Genomic DNA, 19,974 nt, shown 5'->3' with positions numbered 1-19,974 from the left:
AATCGCAACTGTTGGTGTGATTCAGCTGAATCAGGCCTTTCGGTTATCTGTCTGCTATCAATAGAGTTACCTTGATGAAACTCGGTTCGGGAACACCGAATTGACCTTGGAGAACCAGCCGGTTATCTTTAGAATCCGCTGTTGCGACTGACCCGTTTACTTCCCATCTTGACTCCCCTGGATACCTGATCGTGCGGATTGCTTACTTAGATTGTTCTACTGGAATTAGTGGTGATATGACTCTGGCTGCCCTTGTGGATGCGGGAGTGAACCCAGACGAGATCATCGCCGGCATTGATTCCCTTGGTTTGCCCGGCGTCACGCTCTCATTCTCTTCCACGATGAAAGGGGGCTTTCATGCGACTTCAGTACAAATTGAGCATCCCGAGCAACACGCCCATCGTCACTTAAACGATATCGTCAAGATCTTAAAACAGTCGGATCGGCTTACTCCAAAACAGTACGAGATGTCGCTCGCTCTGTTTTCCGCGATCGCGGGTGCGGAAGCCAAAGTGCATGGTTCGACCATTGAAAAAGTACACTTCCATGAAGTCGGGGCCATCGATTCCATCGTGGATATCGTGGGAGTCGCGATCGGCTTCGACCTGCTGGGCGTCGAACAAATCATTTCCAGCCCGATCCCAACGGGTTACGGTCAGATTAAAATTGATCACGGCATCTGCACGGTACCAGCCCCGGGAACGGCGGAACTCCTGAAAGGCATCCCCCTGGCCGACATTCCAGTTCAAGCTGAGCTGACCACTCCCACGGGTGCCGCTATCATTTCGACACTCGTTGATCGTTTCTCCATGCTGCCTCCCATGACGATTGAAGAAATTGGATACGGGGCTGGCACCAAAAACTTCCCAGAGCGTGCCAACCTGTTGCGTTTGTTTGTCGGCGAATCTATTTTAGCCAGCAATATCGATTATGTGACACTACTCGAAACAAACCTGGATGATGTTTCGGGAGAGGTTATTGGCTATACAAAACAAAAACTGCTGGCAGCCGGTGCGCTGGACGTTTATACGACGGCGATTCAGATGAAGAAAAGCCGCCCGGCTGTTATACTGAGCCTCATTTGCAAACCAGAATCCGCCGACAAACTGGAATCGATTCTGTTTCAGGAAACAGAAACGCTGGGTATCCGTCGACATCAGTTGCAGCGTTCCATTCGTCCCCGTCAACAACAGCAAGTCAAAACCACCTGGGGAGAAGTGGAAGGAAAAATTTCGCTGGCACCAAACCAGCAAACGATTTTTACTCCGGAATATGAATCGTGTGCAAAACTGGCAGAGAAACATCAGGTCTCGCTCAGAACCATCTATCGTGCTGCCGAGGCTGCTTTCCTGTTTGATGAAAAAACAGCGGCTTCCTTCGACACGGAAGCGAATGTCCCCCACGACCACGACCACGACCACGACCACGACCATGACCATGACCATGACCATGGATAAACGCTCTTAGCTTGATCAGGAAGATCGGCAGAGCTAATTAGATTCAACTTCGTCAATTCAATTTTGTTTGGAAGTAAAGGATGACTTGCCAATCATGTTTGACTTTAGTGATACCAATTTCATTATAACCGGCGTGTTGATGCTGCTTGTCGCCTGGTCTCTCAGGAGAAGCTTTCGCGAACAATCTCGAATCAGCAAACGAGATCCACTGGAAGAAGCCCAGAAGGAAATTGCGACCCGCGAACAAAGCCAGTTGAATCGGCTCGATCAACTTGAAGTCAAACTCTACGAGTACGGCAGAGAAGTCGAATCCCGTAGCGATGACCGCTTGCATATGCTGGATGAATTGCTGCGTGATGCAGATCGAGAAATCAATCGCCTGCGCCAGCAACTGGCGTTAGCTCAACAGAACAAGGGGACAACGCCTTCCTCATCTGAAGAGCCGGGGCCGGATATTTTAGTCTATGATAATTCCCGTAAAATCACCGCGGCTGCAGAACGCCGCTTAATGATCGTCTACTTGAGTCAGGCTGGATTCTCGTCAAGAGAAATCAGTAACTGCTTCCAGTGTGATCAGTCTGAAATCGAAACCATCATAGCTGAAGAAAACGAGCCTCCCAGCACAGAGACCGCTTGAAAAGAAACTGTGTTTTGTTTCTACCGTCCGTTTACCCGGTGATCAATTCCGCGATGGGAGATGCCTCGACCAGCTTCAGTTCCTGATCATTCAGCTGTGCCAGACTGCTGCCGGGATTGAGTCCCAGGTGATGATAAATCGTCGCCGTCAGTTGGGACGCGTGAACCGGACATTCCACCGGCGCACTGGCTCGAGCATCGCTGGCTCCCACCACCTGACCACCGGGTGTGCCTCCGCCTGCAACTAACGCCGACCAGACATGAGGCCAATGATCGCGACCACCATGCGCGTTGATTTGAGGCGTTCGACCAAACTCACCAGTGGCGACTACCAGTGTATCGTCTAGTAAATCTTTCGAAGAAAGATCGTCGAGCAGAGTCGATATCGCTTTATCAAAAGCAGGTCCCAATGAATCGCGATACTCGTAGACTTTTCCGGAAGTTCCAGCTCCCGTACCATGACAATCCCAGGTCAACTGTTGATGTAGATCATCGAATAAATTGACGATCACACAGCGGGTACCGTGTTCCACCAGTTGACGTGCCTGCAGCATCAATTGGCCGAAGCGATGTTTTCCATACTGCTGCTGAATGGCCTTCGATTCTCCTTCAATTTTGATCTCATATTCTCCATTGGCAGAAGACTCGCCAACGGTGGTCGCAGGGGCGAACTCTTCTCCCAGAAAGGTAGCCTGCTGACCGCGGTACATATTCACGCCCAGTGAACTGACTAGACGCGGCAAGACCACAAAGGGAGGTGCATCGCCGCGTGGCCCAAACTGGCGTGAAATGACAGAGCCAAAACAGGGATAGTTCAATGCTCCTTTTGACAACCTGCCTGTCTGAAGCAACTGGTATCCGGTTTCATGAATGGGCGCTGCATCATGATACAAAGAACGGACGAGTGAAAACTGGCTGGCACGTTGAGCCAGTTGCGGAAAGGCTTCACTCACCAACAATCCCGGTACCGACGTTGAGATCGCTTTGAGCGGCCCTCGAATTTCAGCCGGTGCTTCCGGTTTGGGGTCAAATGTTTCCAGTTGGCTGGCGCCCCCTGTCATCATGATCAGAATACAGTTCTTCTGCGAACGATCATTTTGGGCAGCAGATAACGCTGCCCGTTCGGACATAGACAATCCAACGAAGCTTAAACTTCCGACACGGAGAAAATCCCGGCGGGAAACTTCGGATTGATTTTGCTTGGAATTCATAACCTATCTTACCAGTTCTTTTCAGAATACGATGTCTTTTCGGGGGTGATACTATTATACCAGCCTTGGTCTATAGTCGAAGAATTCATCCTCTGGAATTCAGCCTGTTTTGGAAACTTCGAAACCAAATTCATAAGTTCATGCAGACTCTTTGATATGAATCTGGGCGCCTCGATTAAGCGGATTGACCGTTCTCAAAGAACACGATTCCCCGTAACCTTCTACTAACAAGAGACTTGAAACATTGTCAGCCTCAGCAGAACTGGGACAGACAACTGACAAAGTCGGCCCCCAGGACGTTTGGGCGATTCCCTGGATTCCGTTAGTAATTAAGAGTGATTCCAGCTCTGCCATCTGGGGATGGGCATATATGCCCCCCTGAGCGGGCTTGAAAAACTCACCGACCGTCCGTCCAAAGTTGGTCAAACCGGCGCTGAACTCGGGAAAATCGTGTGTCAGAACCGCTGGCAGAAGTTGCATCAACACCAGTCGACAGAGTTGTTCTGTGATGGCAACAGGCATCGGCCCCAGCCGTTGAATTGCATCCACTTCAACAGTTCCGGAAATACCTGCCTGATCTTTGGGTGTGATCAGCAAAATCCTCCAGTCTTCAGGGAAGTCAGCATGCGCTACCAGCGGACTGATCTGCTCCAGGTCTCTCTTACCTCCCTCAACCAGAAAGCCGCCACAATCAAAACCATGAACTCCCAGCGCTGAACGAGCCCCACGCCCGACTCGCCGTGCCAGCTCGACGGAAGACTGCTCCTGCTCTTCTGAAAGTAAAGAAATCGCACGTGCTAAAGCCAGACTTAACTGGGTTCCAGAACCAAAGCCACAGTGCATTGGAATTTCGGATTGTAATTCCAATGTGAAGAAACGCGGCTGTGAAGAATCAGGAAGATAATTCCGTACCGCAGCAAGAGCCGCTTCAACTTTTGAGTAGTAAGCATCACTGCATGTAATGTGATCCTGACCAGCGAACGACTCTTTTACGGAAAGCACAAAATGTGGTGCATCAACCATCAAGCCAATGCCACCAAATTCGCGGCCCGTCGTGGGAGCCAGTGAGAGCAACCCCCAATGCAATCGGCTTCCGGTTGTAATCCTCACTTCGCGTAGCATGATCAATATTTTCTGCGACTGTTTCAATTAAGTGATAGGAAAGCACAAATGATTACGATTTGATTTCAGCATATGCTTTGGAAATATATTCTTCCAGTAAACAAAACGCGGTCTCTTCGTGAGGGCCTGCTGTTTTTTTGACAATTTCCGCTAGAGCCTGATACTGAGCCTCTAATTCGCTTTGTTCAATCAGATGCGTCCGCGTTGCCAGAATCGCAGCTTCCAATACAGCGTGCTTGGCACGATTGAGTCCGAAATAGTCACGAATCCGTCCCTGATGTACCACAGTCGCCTGCATTACAGTACGAGCCGCGGTTTCGTCGATGCTCTCAATCTCAAATTCGTACCAGCGACAGGCAGACTGCAGAACCTTCCCATCAATTTTTTCGGCGGGAAATGTTTCCGGGAGTTCATCCAACTGGCCGATCGCGGCTTTTGCCAGTAATAAAACATCATCGACTACGTGCAGGACTCCGCAACGGGTTTCTTTCAAATTGCTGAATGTGCGTGATGTCTGAAACGGACGCAACACAAACTGGGACATCTCTGGATTCACCACAGGCCCCATTGGCGCAATATTCAATTCCCCCTGCTGATTTTGACTGGTTACAATGCCTTCCAGAATCATCGACGCTGCTCTCTAAAGTAAGATAGATGCACTTAACAAGCTACTATCATAGTCCAGAGTCAGCTCTGTTGAAACCAGCGAACGCTTTGAATTCAGGACCTGTTGGCAGTTTGCTGGAGAGAACAGCATACTGGTCAGATCAGACTGAGAGATTATCGGGTAAACCCGACATAGAAACTGAAGACCTGTGTTTCGTCGAAAGACTCCTTCGCCAATGGCACAGAGAAGTCCAACGCCACGGGGACTGGCCCCATTGCAGGCACGGTTAACCGCAGACCGGCACCGACAGAAACACGGAACTGATCGAGAGAAACATGATCTTCCACTGTACCGAAGTCACTGAAGAAGACCATCTGGATCATCTCATCAGCGGTAATCGGAACCATGTATTGAGCACTACCCAGGAAACTCCAGCGACCACCAATGGCGACGCCATTTTCACGAGGTGTTACTCCCCGGAATTCGAAACCACGGAAGGTCTGGAAACCACCGGCATAGTACCGTTCAAAAACAGGTGTATCGGAATCGGTCCAACCCAATGAAGCACTCAACGAAAGAATGTGGCGTCCGCCGCCATCAGGTCGTTTGTAAATCGTGAAGTACTGACTGGCGTTTGTTTCCAGACGACTGTAATCGAAATCGCCAACAGCCTGCTCTGCAGCAAACTCAAGAATATGTCCTTCCGCAGGCAGGAACGCGGCATCACGTGTGTCATGCGTGGCTGCAAGACGGAATGTATTCAATAAGTTATTTCCGACAGACTGTTGTACGATAGGAGGTGTTGGTGTGCGTGGATTTCGCAGGTCGACATTTTCCAGGCGGAATTGACCGTTGATAGACCATTCCTGCGTTAACTGACGTCCCAGAGACAAACGGGTACCAACGCGTTCTTCATCCCAGTCTGTATAAAAGCGTGTGAAATAGAATCCACTGACTCCCAGACTGAAGTTCGTATCCAGAAAATAGGGATCAGTCCAGTTCACCAGATAACGGCTGACCTGATCACCGGGGACGGCTTCTGCTCTGAAACGTTGTCCGCCACCGCGCCAGGCGGTTCCATCCAGAATATCTTCAAAACTGCGTGGTGGTCTGAGGATATCAAAGTTTTCTTCCTGCAGAACGATCGAACCGACCACACCCGCATCACTGTTCACTCCCACGCCGAACATCAAACGACCAGTGCGACTTTCGGAAGCATACACATCCAAGTCCACCCAGCCAGGTTGCTGTTGGGGAAATTCGGTTCCCATCGGGTCACCCAGAGGGCTGTTCCCGAAAAGTGGATTCAAAGCTTCCGGAATCCCGTTGTCATAGTTCTGTGCCCGGAAGACTTCTTCCTGGCCGGAAAGTGTTTTGAGAGGAGCCTGTTTCTTTCGCGGTGCCTGATAACGGTTGCGCCGGGAAACCTGGTTCTGCTCCCGTTCATGGTTTTGCCCACGAACAACGTCATCCTTGCGTATGGCAGCGAGTTCGCGCTGAGGGTCAACCTTGGTCACGCTGATACGTGGCCCCTGCTGAGGTCCTGCCTGGAAGACTTTCCCCCCTTCAATGCGGCGTTTACTTTTGGTGATCAAACGCTGATTTGCCAGATCACCAGGGGCAACCAATAACGGATTCGTCAAAACCGAGCTCTTGGTTCGAGGATTGTCACCAGAAATATGTGGAGTAATCTTTCGGATTCGATAGGGTTTGTCTTCGCTAATCTGATAAACCAGATCGACTTCGCCAGGCGCTTCCAGGAAACGGGGCACAGGATTGACCTTGGCAAACAAGTGGCCGCGTTCCCCGTACTTGACGGTCAACTTTTCTACATCAGTCGAGAGAGTCCGGCTGTTAAAAAACTCACCTGAAGCCAGCTTGATATCATTGCGAATTTCATCTTCTGAGAAGATCCTGTTTCCATCAATCAGAATATCGCGAATCTTGTAGCGTTTCCCCTCATTCACCGTGTATTCAATCTGCACACGAGAACGGTCTTTGTTATAGCCGACTTTCTCGTCAATTTTTACATCGAAAAATCCCAGGCCATTATAATACTGTTTGAGTGAGACCAGATCGTCTTCCACGGTGGAAGGATCGTATTTTCCTCCGAGAATACTTAGCCCCAGGGGTGCTTTTTTCGTAAGCAGTTTTGTTTTGAGAACGCCTGAGCTGACGAATTTGTTTCCTCGAAATTTGATACCGGAAACAACAACCTTAGGACCTTCTTTAATTTCAAAGATGACTTCACGGTCGTTGGGGTCGCCGCCTTTGCTCAAATTGATTTCCGCAAAACGATAACCACGTTCGACGTAGAGCTGTTTTAAGCGATGCACGGATTCCAGGTTGGCAGAAACGTCAAAGGGTGAACCAACTTTTAATCCGGTGGTTGCTGCCAGACGTTTTGTTTTGACTTTTTTGTTTCCGCGAAATTCGACCTTCTCAACGATCGGACGTTCTTTGACTTTGAAGATTAGCACCAGTCCCTGCTCGGTTTTTCGATAAACCGGCTGGACACTGGAAAACCAGCGTGTGGCAAACAGCAGTCGAACATCTTCCAGAACCTGATCACGAGTCGCAGGTCGGCCGCGTTGCATTTTTGTTTTTTGTAGAATGGCGAGTGCTGGAATGGATTCGTTACCTTCCACGCGAATATCAAACAGCGGATCGTTCAGTGAAACCGAACGCTGTTCTTTTTCCTGCGCGAAGGCTGAGCGCATCACCGGGGTCATCCCGTTGCTGCAGGCTCCGAATAATATGATCTGTACCAGGATCAGGCTAAACGCCCATCTGAATGCGTTGCCGCATCTGGTGTCAGACAAGACACCTCTTATCATGGCGAGTCCAATTGTAATTTTTGCGAGAAAAGATATGAGGTTCACTTTAATGTGACAGGTCGGAATTCTCTTTTTCAATTCCCCTGTGATCTCAGGGAGGATATGAGAAAAGGGAGTGTAAGACAGGAAAGTTACCCTCTGGTAAAAAGTGGGTTGCGTAGAAATAACGAAAATCGAAAACAGCCGCAAGACGAGTTTTTCAATGACCATCAGATTTGCTGACTTCGATTGAAAAAAGTACGCTGCCTTGCTTTCGAGCGTGTAAGAATTACAAGAATTGCCGTCTGATTCGCACGTTTCCCATGGAAATAGCAAACTCTGTTGGATTAACGGTAAGCTGGTAAATCAGGGAAATCGCGGGCTTATTCAGCAGTCGACTGTAAATGGCAAGCTACACAGGAGAGTACCACACTTTGGACGGATGCTTGTTCGCGTTCGGTTTTGGGAGAGATCGAGTTCGCTCCATTTTCGCGCTGGGCAATCCAGAGGCATGGTTGCTGACCCGGAAGGCTGTTGGCAGTTGGTGAAAGTGGACTCTTTGGTGCATCCAGGGACATCCCCCACCCCATCAGAAAACCGGCGACCAGAATCAATGCCGCATTCAGCAGTCGCTTTTGATACCGCTTTGGTGCAGGAGTCTGCTGCTTCTGACTGGTGCCAGCCTCTGATCGTAAGCGTGTTGCCGCCTGTTCAGCCATGCGGACCGTCTCTGCCGAGAGAAATGGTTGCCCGGTTTTTGGAAAAATGGACGGAGATTCCTGCTCTGCTGACTGCTGAAAATCGGAAGGAAACTTGTCAAACTCATCCAGATCTGTTGATTCATCCAGAATCTGCTGAAATGATTCCAGTGCCGGTGCAAGAGTTTCCTGCATCTGCTGACAACGGGGGCACATCTGCAGATGCCAGAGCAACTCCTCACATTGGTGATCTGTGGGATGAGTCATTAATTCAAACGCTTCGTCACAATTCATGAGACATCTCCTTCCGAAGTAAGTCCTTCAGAAAAACGATGAGACAATTGAAGCAATCCGTTTTTCACACGTACTTTTGCCGCAGACAAACTGCATTCCATCGTTAACGCAATCTCTGAAAATTTCATGCCGCCAAAAAAACGAAGCCGCAAGGCATCAGCCTGGACTTCCGGTAGTTCTGTCAAATACAAAGCCAGTAGTTCGAACTGTTCTGTCTTGAGCGCCGCCTGTAAAGGAGTTTCCGACGAACTGGGCTCGGGAACCACTGTCGCGGCAGCAGCGTTAAATGAAGACCGCACCAGTTCACGGGGGTGTCGTAATTCCCGCTTATAATGCCGACGACACAGATTCAAAAAAATCGTCCAAAGCCAGGTCGAAAAGGCAAACTCCGGGTTGTAAGACTTGCGTGCCGCAAAAGCAGACAGGAAAGCTTCCTGTACCAGATCTTCCGCAGCGGCGTGCTTGCCATATTTACTCCAGGCGAATCGGAGTAACCGATCACGATAGCGCATCACTAACTCATCGAACAGAAGATATTCTCCTGCACAAATGCGTTTCATGATAGTAGCATCGTCCAGCATAGAGGATTCCGAACTTATCCGTCTGGTTTTGTAAGTAGCAATACCGCTCTGAGTTTAAAGCGATTTTCTGTAATCCAATTCTAGCGAGTCCCTTCAGGGAAATGCAACCTGAACAATTTCTTTCTCAGCCGGTTCCCTCCAGGCATCATGAATTCATATTGGCACCGATTTGATAGATCTCTTCCGTATCAAGTAGCAGGTCATTCGTTTCGAAGAGCTGACGAAGAGCGGCTTTATGAATTTTCATCTTCGTCCCGCCAACTCCGATGGCGCCATAACAGAGAATCCCATCCCGGTCGGTTGCTTTATCCATCACGTCGACGTCTTCAATCCCGGCGGGTGGAACAGCATTGAGGTCGATCACCACCTTGAGTTGCTTCATCGGTTTCCAGCAGGCAGCAGGAATGAGCTTAACCCCTGCCGCGCCGGCAGCTATAATCAGGTTGGTTTCCTTGTTCGCTTCTTCCATCTGCTTGTGGTCTTTGAGTGACAATGATTTCAGTTTTGCGTCATCCACCATCGCACTGACCGCTTCACAAGTTACCTGTGCACGCTCTTCCGAACGGGAAGCGACAATCACTGTTGCCCCTCGCTTTGCGAGTAATTGTGCAGCGCGTTGCCCTACCGGTCCGGTTCCTCCCAGAATCAAAGCCGTTGTTTCAGAAAAATCCAGATGTTTTCCGGCTGCTAAGACTGCCGCTGCGGCTGTGGTATTGGAACCGTTGGAATCCATCATCACAGACACCCGCACGGGGCCGAAAAATGTCCCTTTGATTTTTTTGGATAAGGTTTCGCCGGAACAGACATCACTCCCACCAACGAAGATTGCCGTATGATGTAATTCTTTCGGTCCTCGTGTGAACATGGCGCCATGTACCAGTGGTTCGACATTGACTGGAGTCACATCGCCGTAGCTCATGATTTCGTCTACATCGGAATCGACGGCAACCACGCGGTCAAAAGAACTGGGATGCGCATCGGTATCCAGTTGAATCAGTATTTTTTTCATGAAAATTCCCCAGCAAGATTCATTTCAGGAAATCAGAAACAGACCAAAGAAATACCCCTGTTCCGAAAGAACAGGGGCATGAATTCGATAATTCCACCAATGTCAGAAATTCTAACCAGCGTAGAAGGGGTGAGAAGCTTCACTCTTCTTAGCCAGCATTTCGTCAGCAGAAGGCTCGTTCTTCATTGCACGAGCAATCGCTTCTTTGGTCGCTTCGTAATTGTAATCGAAGATTTTTTTGTCGTCATCGGCTTCCCAGTGGATGAAAACACCACAGACGATAACCAGATCTTCGCATTGATCTTTGGGAATGACTCCTGCTTCTACACTGTCTGCGACTGCTTTCGCAACGGCGTATTGAGCGGGGCCAAACATCTGAACGGCCTGTTTTGCACCTTTGATCGTGACCTTGGTGACCATGACTGTTGCTGGCTTTACTGCCAGATTAGGCGATAATACTGCCAACAGGTTACTGTGACCCATTTTCTGGCTGGACAGTGCATTTGCAAATGCTGCCCCGACAGGACCAGTCTTGTCACCAATCAACAAATCGATATGAGCAACTTCATTACCTTCACCAACAAGTGACTCACCGACAAACATTGACATTCTTCGTTCTCCATTTCGTATTAGGTTCTCACAGTTATGCATTAAGCACAAATTTAAAACGGATCACGAATACCGCAGTCCTGGACGGACGGCGAATCTAACAGATGTAAGCTTCGCCTTGGATCATTCGTAGCCTATGCTATGTAATAACAATTTAAGAACAGGATTGCCAGTATTCCGCTGGTATTCGCACTAAATCCTCATAAAATTATCATGTCATCCTACTAAATCGCAATTTGATGAATCACCACCCCCCCAATGATATCTCCGGAAAACCGCGTCTGCTGATTGTTGGCGCCAGTACGCGAGCTGCCGCGTTTTCGGCTGTGCGTGCTGGTTGGCAGCCGGTCTGTGTAGATCAATATGCAGATCAGGACCTGCGAGAAATCGCTGAAGTGATCCCGAAAACCGAACCCACCGCACACTGGATCCAGGCACTCCACCAGCTCCCTGCTCTGGATTGGATCTATACTGGTGGCATGGAAAATCATCCGGAACTCATTGAACAACTCAACCAGACACACCGTCTGAGAGGTTGCGGCCCGGAAAGCCTGCACTACGCCCGAGATCCCTTTTTTCTGGAACAAATCCTCAAAGGCAAACCCATCCAGGCTTTGCCCTGCCAGCTGGCCAGTTCGGTTCCTGATGACGGTGCTCGATGGTTGCATAAGCCGTTTAAGGGGGCCGCTGGTCTAGGCATCCAGTTTCTGAATCCGCTCTCTCCTGCCAGTACGCTGGACCAGGACTACTATCTGCAACGGTTTCAGTCTGGAATCCCCCTGTCTGCCCTGTTCATTGCATTTCGTCAGACCACGGTACTGACAGGGGTTTGTCGGCAATTCATAGGGAATGAGGCTCTGAATGCAAACGCATTTCAATTTTGTGGCGGGATCACTGCTTCCCCGGTCCTGCGCCACCTTCGCAGTCCGCTGGAAGCTCTGGGGCAAACCATCGCCGATGCCTGTCAGGTTCATGGTCTTTTCGGCTGTGACCTCATATTCGATCCGGCGAAGCAAGGGCGTTTCTGGTTGAACGAGGTCAACCCACGTTACACGGCACTCACGGAACTACTGGAACTGCAGTATCAAACGCCGCTTCTCGAATGGCATTTGGCTGCCTGTCGGTCTTTTGAGGAACACCAGCAAGAAGAAACTTCCACCAATACCCTGAAAAAATTCCTTTTCGAACAGGAAAAACAGAACTTACCGCATATTTCCAAAGGAATTTTGTATGCCCCCCGGGATTTGGTTGCCCCTCAAACAGAGGGAAATCGTATGTGTCTGCAACAGCCCTTTCAAGTACCAGAGAACGGCGATATTCCCAGTGCCAAGACCATCATTCCCGCCGGTTCGCCTGTCTGCACCATGTTTGGGAGAGGCGAAAGTTATGAATCCAGCCTGAAATCCCTGGCTGACAGAATTGTCTGGTACAGACAACATTTTGAATCCACAGTTTGTCAGACCAGAACGACCTCGGACGTCTTTAACATGCTTCACTCTCTAAAGAAATCGGAAAACCAACTTTTTTCCGGTTTTTTCTCAAGCTGGAATGAATTGGGTTCGTTTCTTGAAGATTGAACTCATTGGTTATAAAATCAGGTTTAGTATTGGCGTTCTCCAAGACGACATATAAATCAAAGATGAACTGACTCGCTGGTTTGTCACGTAAAATGAAGGAATAATTTTAGACCGATGCCCAAGTCAACAGATATCAAAATTGTTGAGGCAAAATTTTCAACCGAAGAAGTTCCCTTTCGAACTCCCCTCAAGTTTGGCGGGAGAGTCATGGATAGCAGTGTGCTATTGAATGTGGAAGTCATCGTTGAAACACGCAATGGAAAACAGGGTATTGGTATTGGCAGTATGCCTGCCGGAAATATCTGGGCCTGGCCTTCCTCGGTGGTCAGTCCGGAAGACGCATTGAAAGCGATGATCGAATTCCTTGAAGAGGCGGTAGAAATCGCCAACATCTGTCCGGAAGTCGCGCATCCGATCGACCTGATGTATCATATTTCGGCTGAATACCATTTCATGGCCAAGAAGCTGACAAAACGACTGGGCCTGCCGGAAGAGATTCCCGAGTTAGCGCAGCTGGTTGCATCCAGCCCTCTCGATGCGGCCATTCATGATGGTTTTGGACGTGCCAATCATATCAACAGCTACAACGGCCTCTCTTCGGAATACATGACTCACGATCTGTCAGAATATCTGGACGATCAATTCTCCGGAGAATATCTGGATCAGTACACGCTCCGCGACCCCAAGCCAACGCTGCCGTTGTACCATCTGGTCGGTGCACTCGATCCGATTACCGAAGCAGACATCAGCGAACGTATTGACGACGGGCTACCTGAGACGTTGGGCGAGTGGATCAAAGCAGACGGACTGACGCACCTGAAAATCAAACTTTCTGGTGACAATATGGACTGGGATATCAGCCGCGTGATCGCCGTTGAAAATGAAGCAGTCAAAGCACAAGGCGAACGTGGCAACGACACCTGGTGTTACTCACTCGATTTTAATGAAAAGTGTGAAAACGTCGATTATGTTCTCGATTTCCTGAACAAAGTCCGCGAACAGTCTCCGGCCGCATTTGACCGGGTACAGTACATCGAGCAGCCAACCAACCGCGATCTCAAAGCAAACCCTGAAAACAAAATGCACGAAGCGGCCAAGATCAAACCTGTGGTGATTGATGAATCACTGGTGGATTATGAATCACTGCTGCTGAGCCGCGAACTGGGTTACTCGGGCGTTGCCTTGAAAGCCTGCAAAGGGCAAACAGAATCATTGTTCCTGGGTGCTGCCGCTCAGAAATTTGATATGTTTCTCTGTGTTCAGGACCTCACCTGCTGTGGTTACTCGTTCCTGCATTCCGCCAGTCTGGCAGCCCGCATTCCGACCATCGCCGCAATTGAAGGCAATGGACGACAGTATTGCCCGGGACCGAACAAAAAATGGACGCGTTCGTATCCAGGCATGTTCAAGATCACTGACGGAACAGTCAAAACAGCTGAGCTCAATGGTGACGGCTTAGGATTCTAAGCACCCGGTCGATTCTTTGCTACCAGGTATTATTGCGCTGCTGGTACGACTGAAAATTGAAGAAGGCGAACAGAGCGAACATGATGCCGGCGTAGCGAAACTGCTGCTTGAAGAAGTAGAAAGCCAATGCGCCCGCGACAACCATTGAGATCTGCAGCGCCAGCACATCGCCCCGATAGCGTTTGAATGCTTTGCAAAGATCCTCGCAAATGTGTCCCCCATCCAGCGGCAGTACCGGGGCGAGATTGATCAACCCCCAGTACAGGTTGATGAAATACAAGTAGTGAAAGGTGACGGTGACATAAAACAGCCCTTCACGGCTGAATTGACTCCAGAAACCGAAATCGATAGAGATCTTCCTGAAGAACATCACCGCGCCCAGAAATGCAAAACCGGCAAATGGCCCCGCGGCAGATACGATAATCGAACGACGGGTTGTCATCCCGGAATAAGGCTGAAACATAGCCAGTCCACCGAAATGATACAGGACAATTTCCGGAGGCCAGCCAAAGTGTCTTGCCGTCAATGCATGCCCGAGCTCATGCACCAAAATGGAGACAAAAACACAGGCGATCCAGATAAACGTCATTTTAATGTCATTGGGGTTCCAGCCCATAAATGCTGATACAGCCCAGAATAGCGGATGTACGCGAATCGGAATCCCGAATAAGGAAAACCGCAAATCAAACTCGGTGGGAGCTACATTTCCCAGCATCTTCAAAACTTTCTGTTTTCACTATCTTCAAGTTGGCCCTGATTTTTCTGCAGAAATCAGAGGGAACAGAGACAGCGTACTCGATCACCGTCGGGAATGCACTCCTGCAACATTTCTGATTCTGCAGAAATGTATCGTGGTCCTGAAATCAAGGCAATTGCAGTTCGCCTGATGCCGGGAGTGTTATTTTTTATATCTATTTTTAATCGCTCTGTTTATAGAATGTAATTCATGCCGGAATCTTAAGGCTTTATCCAGATTCACAAGACTTAACATTGACGCATCTCACGAAAAGGATACGATTTGCAACATAATGGGCAGTGGGTCGCACAAGTTCTGACTCTGATTGTATCCTGACGGATCGCTCAGAGCACTACGGGGATACCCCGTGGGAGAAGTATTGACCATTCTACGACACGTGAAGTATGGCTACGATAGATGGTTATCGTAGCAATACTTCGCCACAGGATCGGTTGTGCGGCCCGCTGGCCATTTCTATTTTTTTATCACTTTTCTGACGATCACCAAACTGACCTGACTGCAGGATTTCTGAATGGGCTTCTTTGATTTCATACGCCAACTCTTTTTTGGCCCCGCACCAGATCGGTCTGTTGCGCGGCCTGAGACGAGCGCGAATGTTAAACCGTCGAAAGCACCTCGAATCTTTCGCAAACCCCGCCTGAGCCCTCTGCGATACAATAAAAAGAAAAGATTCACACCACCTGAAAACGCTGATGTAGGTTCCCTGCCTTACAAACTCGCACGTCCTTATGAATTGCTGCGCTATCGATCGGAAACCGATCATTATCTGGATATGACCCAGGATGGAGATGCAGCCAAACTGAGCCGCTTTGACCTGCCCGTTTTTTCAACCCCGGAGGACATCGCACACTGGTTGAATCTTCCACTGGGAAAGCTTGCCTGGTTGACACACCGATTCAATCAGTCAGATCGCCCGGATGATGTGAAGGAATCGCATTACACATATCATTGGTTGCCGAAACGAAATGGATTTCGGCTAATCGAAGCCCCGCGTCCTTTTATCAAAATGGCGCAGCAGCAGATCTTGCAGGAAATCCTGAACCAGATTCCCGTGCATGACGCGGCACACGGATTTGTCACCGGCCATTCCCCCGTCACAAACGCAATACCGCACACGGGCAAACGTGTGGTTGTCAAATTTGATCTGGAGAACTTTTATGCCAGTGTGAATTTTGCACGCGTCGTTTCAATCTTTCGCAGCGTAGGCTATTGTCGCGAAGCCGCACTCTGGCTGGCCCGGTTAAGCACCACTGCAATTCCCATGAATATGCCATTTCCTGATGGAAGCCTGCGCCCGCTGTTACCTTATCTTTCTCGCCATCTGCCACAAGGGGCATCCACGTCTCCGGCACTCGCGAACCTGTCGGCGTTTTCGCTGGACGTCAGACTCTCAGGGTTAGCCCGCTCTTTTGATGCAGACTACACGCGTTACGCTGATGACCTGACCTTTTCCGGCTCCGATCAGTTTTTGCGTTCGCTGCGTGTGTTTATTCCGCTGGTGAACCAGATTATTCGTTCGGAACGATTTCAGGTGAATCAGTCGAAACGGCGCGTGCTGCGAAATAACCAACAGCAGAAAGTGACCGGCGTTGTCGTCAATGAACATACCAATGTCCCTCGGAAAGAATTCGATCTGCTGAAAGCCATACTCACAAATTGCATTCGCCAGGGGCCAGTGGGACAGAACCGGGAACAGCATCCTGACTTTGCCAGCCATCTGCGCGGGCGGATTGCTTATGTGCAACAACTTAACCCGAATCGCGGTCAGCGACTGCTGCAGCTCTATGAACAGATTCGCTGGTAATTCCAGCGCACAGTCACTCTCAATCAATCCTGTTATGCTTTCTGATACAGAGATATTCCGTTCTTGCCAATACTGGCGAACCAGGTGGAATCAGTTTGACTTTTAAACGCTGAATATGTTCTAATGAGCGTTCATAAATCATCTCATGAATAAGCACCATCCTGACTCTCTCTCGATGTTAGTCTTACTGACGAAGGAACGCTCGATTCAATAAACCGTTCTCAGACTTTTTCATCTCATGTCTCATTGCATTATAGAAAGATTGTTACATGCCCAGAATGTTTCCAAGAATATCGGTTCCTGGTCTACTTCTTTTGTTTGCGGGAACACTTACGGGATGTGGCAGTGATGTCACGTTATACAACGTGAAAGGAAAAGTCGAATTTGATGGAAAACCATTGCCCTATGGTCAAATCAAATTTATTCCCGATTCATCCAAAGACAACAAAGGCGGGGGTGGCTACGCGGAAATTATTGAGGGAGAATACGATACCGCAAAAAACGGAAAGGGCACGATGGGAGGCCCACATATTCTGGAAATCAGTGGCTTTGACGGCGTCACTCAAGGCACGCCTCCCACGGGGGAAAATTCCGAAGAAGAAACGGAATATCTGGCGAACGGGAAGATGTTGTTCTTTGGCTATCGTACGGAACTCGATTTGCCCGAAGAAGAAGCGACGCAGGATCTGACAATTCCCGCGGATGCTGCCAAGCAAAACCCGTATGACCAAAAGAGAAGAAGAGCTGCCAACGAACCATAGGCTCCCATGTGGCGCTCTTCTCATCAAGTTCCAGTTACTCAAACACCAAAGCTCCTCAACATGACGAGGAGCTTTGGAAAGAAGTAGACTACTCTAAGGTTAGAGTTTCGCCATCATCGCGGCTACCGGCAGCCAGATATGTCGCGAAGTCAATGTTTTCCGAGATGAAACGAATCGAACCATCGCCCAGCATGAAATGACAGCCCCCGACATGCTTGCTGCCAAAGCTGGCATCGTTGAAGTACGCACTCCCCGATTTATAACCGGCTGAATTCATCACCGTCGCAATATTACGGCAGGAATAGGATGCCGAAGTATTGGAATCAGTTGTTTGCGTGCCTTGGGTCCAGGGACGACGCTGATTGGTATATCCGGCTCCCGCTACTTTTTGTGGATCCCAGGATAGTTCTCCCATAATGAACGTATTGGTGGTTCCATCGTGAATATCGCGGATCTTGATATTTGAATTTCGATAAAGTATTCCGTTCGTTGCCCAGCCACCATGATTTTGTGTGGTATAACCCTTAATATCATATGTTCCTCCACCAGGCTTGGTCCCTTTGGCCCCCATGATTCCATAATAATGATGAGTCTTTTGACGCGTGTTTCCATTTACGTCAGTTTTCCCATAGCTGGGGCAGTGCAGGATCGCAAACGATTCTTCTCGCAAAGCTGAGTTGGCGGAATTGTCGTAAGGTACATCAAAATTAAATTGATTATACAGCGGCGCCTGATCTACAAAGGGCAGCAGCATGACATGGAAGCCCATGCGGTTTCCGTTCCCAAAATATCCGGGAGGAAATCCTGAGTGCGTCTCATGATAGTTATGCAGAGCCAGTCCCCATTGCTTTAAATTGTTTTTACAGGAACTTCGGCGGGCTGCTTCACGCGCCTGTTGAACGGCAGGTAAGAGCAAGGCGATTAAAATTGCGATAATCGCAATCACAACGAGAAGCTCAATCAGGGTAAAGCCTCTTTTTCTCACAGACTTCTTTTGAGAATCCTGCATCACGCAACCTCCATAAAAAAATTAGGAATAAGAATTATAGATAACACATCACAAACGAAAAAATCCGTACTTGTTGACTGATTTCGAACAGACTTAAGTTTTCAGGCAAAACTGGTTTGAGTGATAGAGAAACACGAATTGATCGATGTTTGATACAGCTTCCCAAAATTCGAAAAGCGGAACTGCATTTACTTTTAACGATAGATCCGAACGGACACATCAACTTTTTTGTGCTGGATCAAATCCCTTAAGATCAAAGGAACTTAGATTAAGAAGAAATGAAAAATTGCTTAAACCCAGACTTCACTTACTATATCAAAGCTGTACCAAGATTCAAGCTCAGCACTAAACCCTCAGACACCCCAAAACCCTAAGTCATTAAAAAATAATAACTTACCTCACTCCAACTCATCCAATATTCTGTCGTTTTGTCGCAACTTCAAAAGATGATTCATGTTCGATCTCCTATCCCCCTATTTCTGAGTCGCTCTTCTACTGTTGAAACCGTCCACTCTGTAATTCCAAATCGTTGGTCAGAACCTGTCATTCTTGATGAAACAGTATTCCTCTAAGGTGAATTCTCGATTTGGTATTTTCGTCTTCAACTTTGATCTGCTAAAAAAGACTCAAAGCAAGTTCTCGAATCACTCTCCCAGGAAATATCGCTTTAAGCGTACCCCCTTCCACCGTGGAAACAATGAGTTTTTTTGATCCCTGTTTGAACGGGCTTCGTTTTTCAATCAGGGAGGCAAGTTCGTGCTAACACCGTTCGATCAGTTAGGAATTATTGTGGGTGGATTTCTTCGTATCCTGTTTAACAATCCTTACTTCAGAAACCTGTTAAAACCTTTGACACGTTTCTTTGTCGGATTGATTGCGATCCCGATCTTCCACCTGATTCTTAACAAAGTCGTACGCGTTCAGGATATCGATGAGGAACTGGAAAAAGACCTCGAACAATGGTTTCGCGGTTCACTGTTATTGTTGGCAGCCACCGCCAATATGGAAGCAGCTTTGTTCGGTTGGGTTCCCATGAGTCTGCAGGGAACCGAAGGCTGGGTTTTAATGGGCTTCCGCATCATGCTGGCCATCGGCGTGATTGAAGCGATGCCGGATCAGGAATTATTTTCGATCATTCACCCTGGTCCGCCAGTCTTGAACTTATCCAGAGAATACGGAATTTTCCGGGAACTGAAAGAGAAGTGGCGAGCGATTCTGAAGGGAGTTATCTGCCAGCATGTCAACCGGTCTTCACCAGTGTTTGCCATTCTCGCTGCGATCGCCGTTGATACCGTAGGCTGGGTCTGTTACGGCATTGCTATCACTCAATACCTGATCATAGGCCTGGTCACATCGCGTGACCGCGCACTGGACGTGCTCTCCGAATTTGATCGGCAAGTCACACTTCGCCGTCGAGAGCTGATCGAAGAATTCGACCTGAATGATTCAGATGTCAGAGCAGCAGCTCGAAAGCGATGCGCTGAGGAAGCAGAACAGGAAACACTTCCCCCCGGCGCAGTAGAAGTGGATGAAACCAATGCGTCCGCCTGACCGGGATC

The 19,974-nt window shown here is 48.8% G+C and carries 17 protein-coding genes; 7 read left to right on the top strand and 10 right to left on the bottom strand.

What is annotated here, in order from left to right; translation table 11 throughout:
- Nucleotides 1–191 precede the first annotated feature (191 nt).
- Together larC and Enr17x_RS05645 are read left to right on the top strand one after the other, a co-directional pair.
- The gene (gene larC / locus Enr17x_RS05650) at nucleotides 192–1,457 is read left to right on the top strand and encodes a nickel pincer cofactor biosynthesis protein LarC (RefSeq protein WP_145306704.1); all 1,266 of its coding nucleotides are present in this window, start codon (nucleotides 192–194) and stop codon (nucleotides 1,455–1,457) included.
- Between the two features lie 94 nt (nucleotides 1,458–1,551).
- Nucleotides 1,552–2,094 carry a hypothetical protein gene (locus tag Enr17x_RS05645; protein WP_145306702.1) on the top strand — a complete coding sequence of 181 codons (543 nt, stop codon included), beginning with the start codon at nucleotides 1,552–1,554 and terminating at the stop codon, nucleotides 2,092–2,094.
- A 31-nt stretch (nucleotides 2,095–2,125) separates the two neighbouring features.
- Here Enr17x_RS05645 and Enr17x_RS05640 read toward each other — a convergent pair whose 3' ends face one another.
- From Enr17x_RS05640 to fae, 8 genes are all read right to left on the bottom strand, one after another.
- Nucleotides 2,126–3,304 (bottom strand): DUF1501 domain-containing protein, encoded by a 1,179-nt coding sequence (locus tag Enr17x_RS05640; RefSeq protein WP_145306701.1) that lies wholly within the window; start codon nucleotides 3,302–3,304, stop codon nucleotides 2,126–2,128.
- A gap of 138 nt (nucleotides 3,305–3,442) precedes the next feature.
- Nucleotides 3,443–4,426 carry a beta-ribofuranosylaminobenzene 5'-phosphate synthase family protein gene (locus Enr17x_RS05635; RefSeq protein ID WP_145306699.1) on the bottom strand — a complete coding sequence of 328 codons (984 nt, stop codon included), beginning with the start codon at nucleotides 4,424–4,426 and terminating at the stop codon, nucleotides 3,443–3,445.
- Between the two features lie 52 nt (nucleotides 4,427–4,478).
- Nucleotides 4,479–5,054, bottom strand: coding sequence for a DUF447 domain-containing protein (locus tag Enr17x_RS05630; protein WP_145306697.1), 576 nt, complete (start codon nucleotides 5,052–5,054; stop codon nucleotides 4,479–4,481).
- A gap of 152 nt (nucleotides 5,055–5,206) precedes the next feature.
- Nucleotides 5,207–7,753: a BamA/OMP85 family outer membrane protein gene (locus Enr17x_RS05625; protein WP_232101063.1), complete on the bottom strand. Its 2,547-nt coding sequence runs from the start codon at nucleotides 7,751–7,753 to the stop codon at nucleotides 5,207–5,209.
- Nucleotides 7,754–8,232: 479 nt separating this feature from the next.
- Nucleotides 8,233–8,841 carry a hypothetical protein gene (locus Enr17x_RS05620; RefSeq protein ID WP_145306694.1) on the bottom strand — a complete coding sequence of 203 codons (609 nt, stop codon included), beginning with the start codon at nucleotides 8,839–8,841 and terminating at the stop codon, nucleotides 8,233–8,235.
- Nucleotides 8,838–9,401, bottom strand: a complete 564-nt coding sequence (locus Enr17x_RS05615; protein ID WP_198000983.1) for an RNA polymerase sigma factor — start codon at nucleotides 9,399–9,401, stop codon at nucleotides 8,838–8,840. The genes Enr17x_RS05620 and Enr17x_RS05615 overlap by 4 nt, the downstream gene beginning before the upstream one ends.
- Before the next feature lie 166 nt (nucleotides 9,402–9,567).
- Complete coding sequence (locus tag Enr17x_RS05610) at nucleotides 9,568–10,431, bottom strand: NADP-dependent methylenetetrahydromethanopterin/methylenetetrahydrofolate dehydrogenase (protein ID WP_145306690.1); 864 nt, start codon at nucleotides 10,429–10,431, stop codon at nucleotides 9,568–9,570.
- 111 nt (nucleotides 10,432–10,542) lie between these two features.
- Complete coding sequence (gene fae, locus Enr17x_RS05605; RefSeq protein ID WP_145306688.1) at nucleotides 10,543–11,040, bottom strand: formaldehyde-activating enzyme; 498 nt, start codon at nucleotides 11,038–11,040, stop codon at nucleotides 10,543–10,545.
- A gap of 239 nt (nucleotides 11,041–11,279) precedes the next feature.
- Between fae and Enr17x_RS05600 the strand changes: the two genes are divergently transcribed.
- Both Enr17x_RS05600 and Enr17x_RS05595 read left to right on the top strand, forming a co-directional pair.
- The gene (locus Enr17x_RS05600) at nucleotides 11,280–12,617 is read left to right on the top strand and encodes an ATP-grasp domain-containing protein (protein ID WP_145306686.1); all 1,338 of its coding nucleotides are present in this window, start codon (nucleotides 11,280–11,282) and stop codon (nucleotides 12,615–12,617) included.
- A gap of 114 nt (nucleotides 12,618–12,731) precedes the next feature.
- A complete protein-coding gene (locus tag Enr17x_RS05595) occupies nucleotides 12,732–14,084 on the top strand; it encodes an enolase C-terminal domain-like protein (protein ID WP_145306684.1) in 1,353 nt (450 codons plus the stop codon).
- 19 nt (nucleotides 14,085–14,103) lie between these two features.
- On the opposite strand, the gene Enr17x_RS05590 is transcribed toward Enr17x_RS05595, so the two are convergent.
- The gene (locus tag Enr17x_RS05590) at nucleotides 14,104–14,799 is read right to left on the bottom strand and encodes a site-2 protease family protein (protein ID WP_145306682.1); all 696 of its coding nucleotides are present in this window, start codon (nucleotides 14,797–14,799) and stop codon (nucleotides 14,104–14,106) included.
- A 553-nt stretch (nucleotides 14,800–15,352) separates the two neighbouring features.
- Between Enr17x_RS05590 and Enr17x_RS05585 the strand changes: the two genes are divergently transcribed.
- Nucleotides 15,353–16,645, top strand: a complete 1,293-nt coding sequence (locus Enr17x_RS05585; protein ID WP_145306680.1) for a reverse transcriptase family protein — start codon at nucleotides 15,353–15,355, stop codon at nucleotides 16,643–16,645.
- Nucleotides 16,646–16,914: 269 nt separating this feature from the next.
- Nucleotides 16,915–17,406, top strand: coding sequence for a hypothetical protein (locus Enr17x_RS05580; RefSeq protein WP_145306678.1), 492 nt, complete (start codon nucleotides 16,915–16,917; stop codon nucleotides 17,404–17,406).
- An 88-nt stretch (nucleotides 17,407–17,494) separates the two neighbouring features.
- Here Enr17x_RS05580 and Enr17x_RS05575 read toward each other — a convergent pair whose 3' ends face one another.
- Nucleotides 17,495–18,415: a DUF1559 domain-containing protein gene (locus tag Enr17x_RS05575; RefSeq protein ID WP_145306676.1), complete on the bottom strand. Its 921-nt coding sequence runs from the start codon at nucleotides 18,413–18,415 to the stop codon at nucleotides 17,495–17,497.
- A gap of 756 nt (nucleotides 18,416–19,171) precedes the next feature.
- Here Enr17x_RS05575 and Enr17x_RS05570 point away from each other — a divergent pair.
- A complete protein-coding gene (locus Enr17x_RS05570; RefSeq protein ID WP_232100961.1) occupies nucleotides 19,172–19,966 on the top strand; it encodes a DNA topoisomerase I in 795 nt (264 codons plus the stop codon).
- Nucleotides 19,967–19,974 lie beyond the last annotated feature (8 nt).

Source organism: Gimesia fumaroli, assembly GCF_007754425.1.
GTDB classification, from domain to species: domain Bacteria; phylum Planctomycetota; class Planctomycetia; order Planctomycetales; family Planctomycetaceae; genus Gimesia; species Gimesia fumaroli.
Note: the sequence above shows the minus strand (reverse complement) of the source record. Positions and strands in the feature narration are given on the sequence as shown.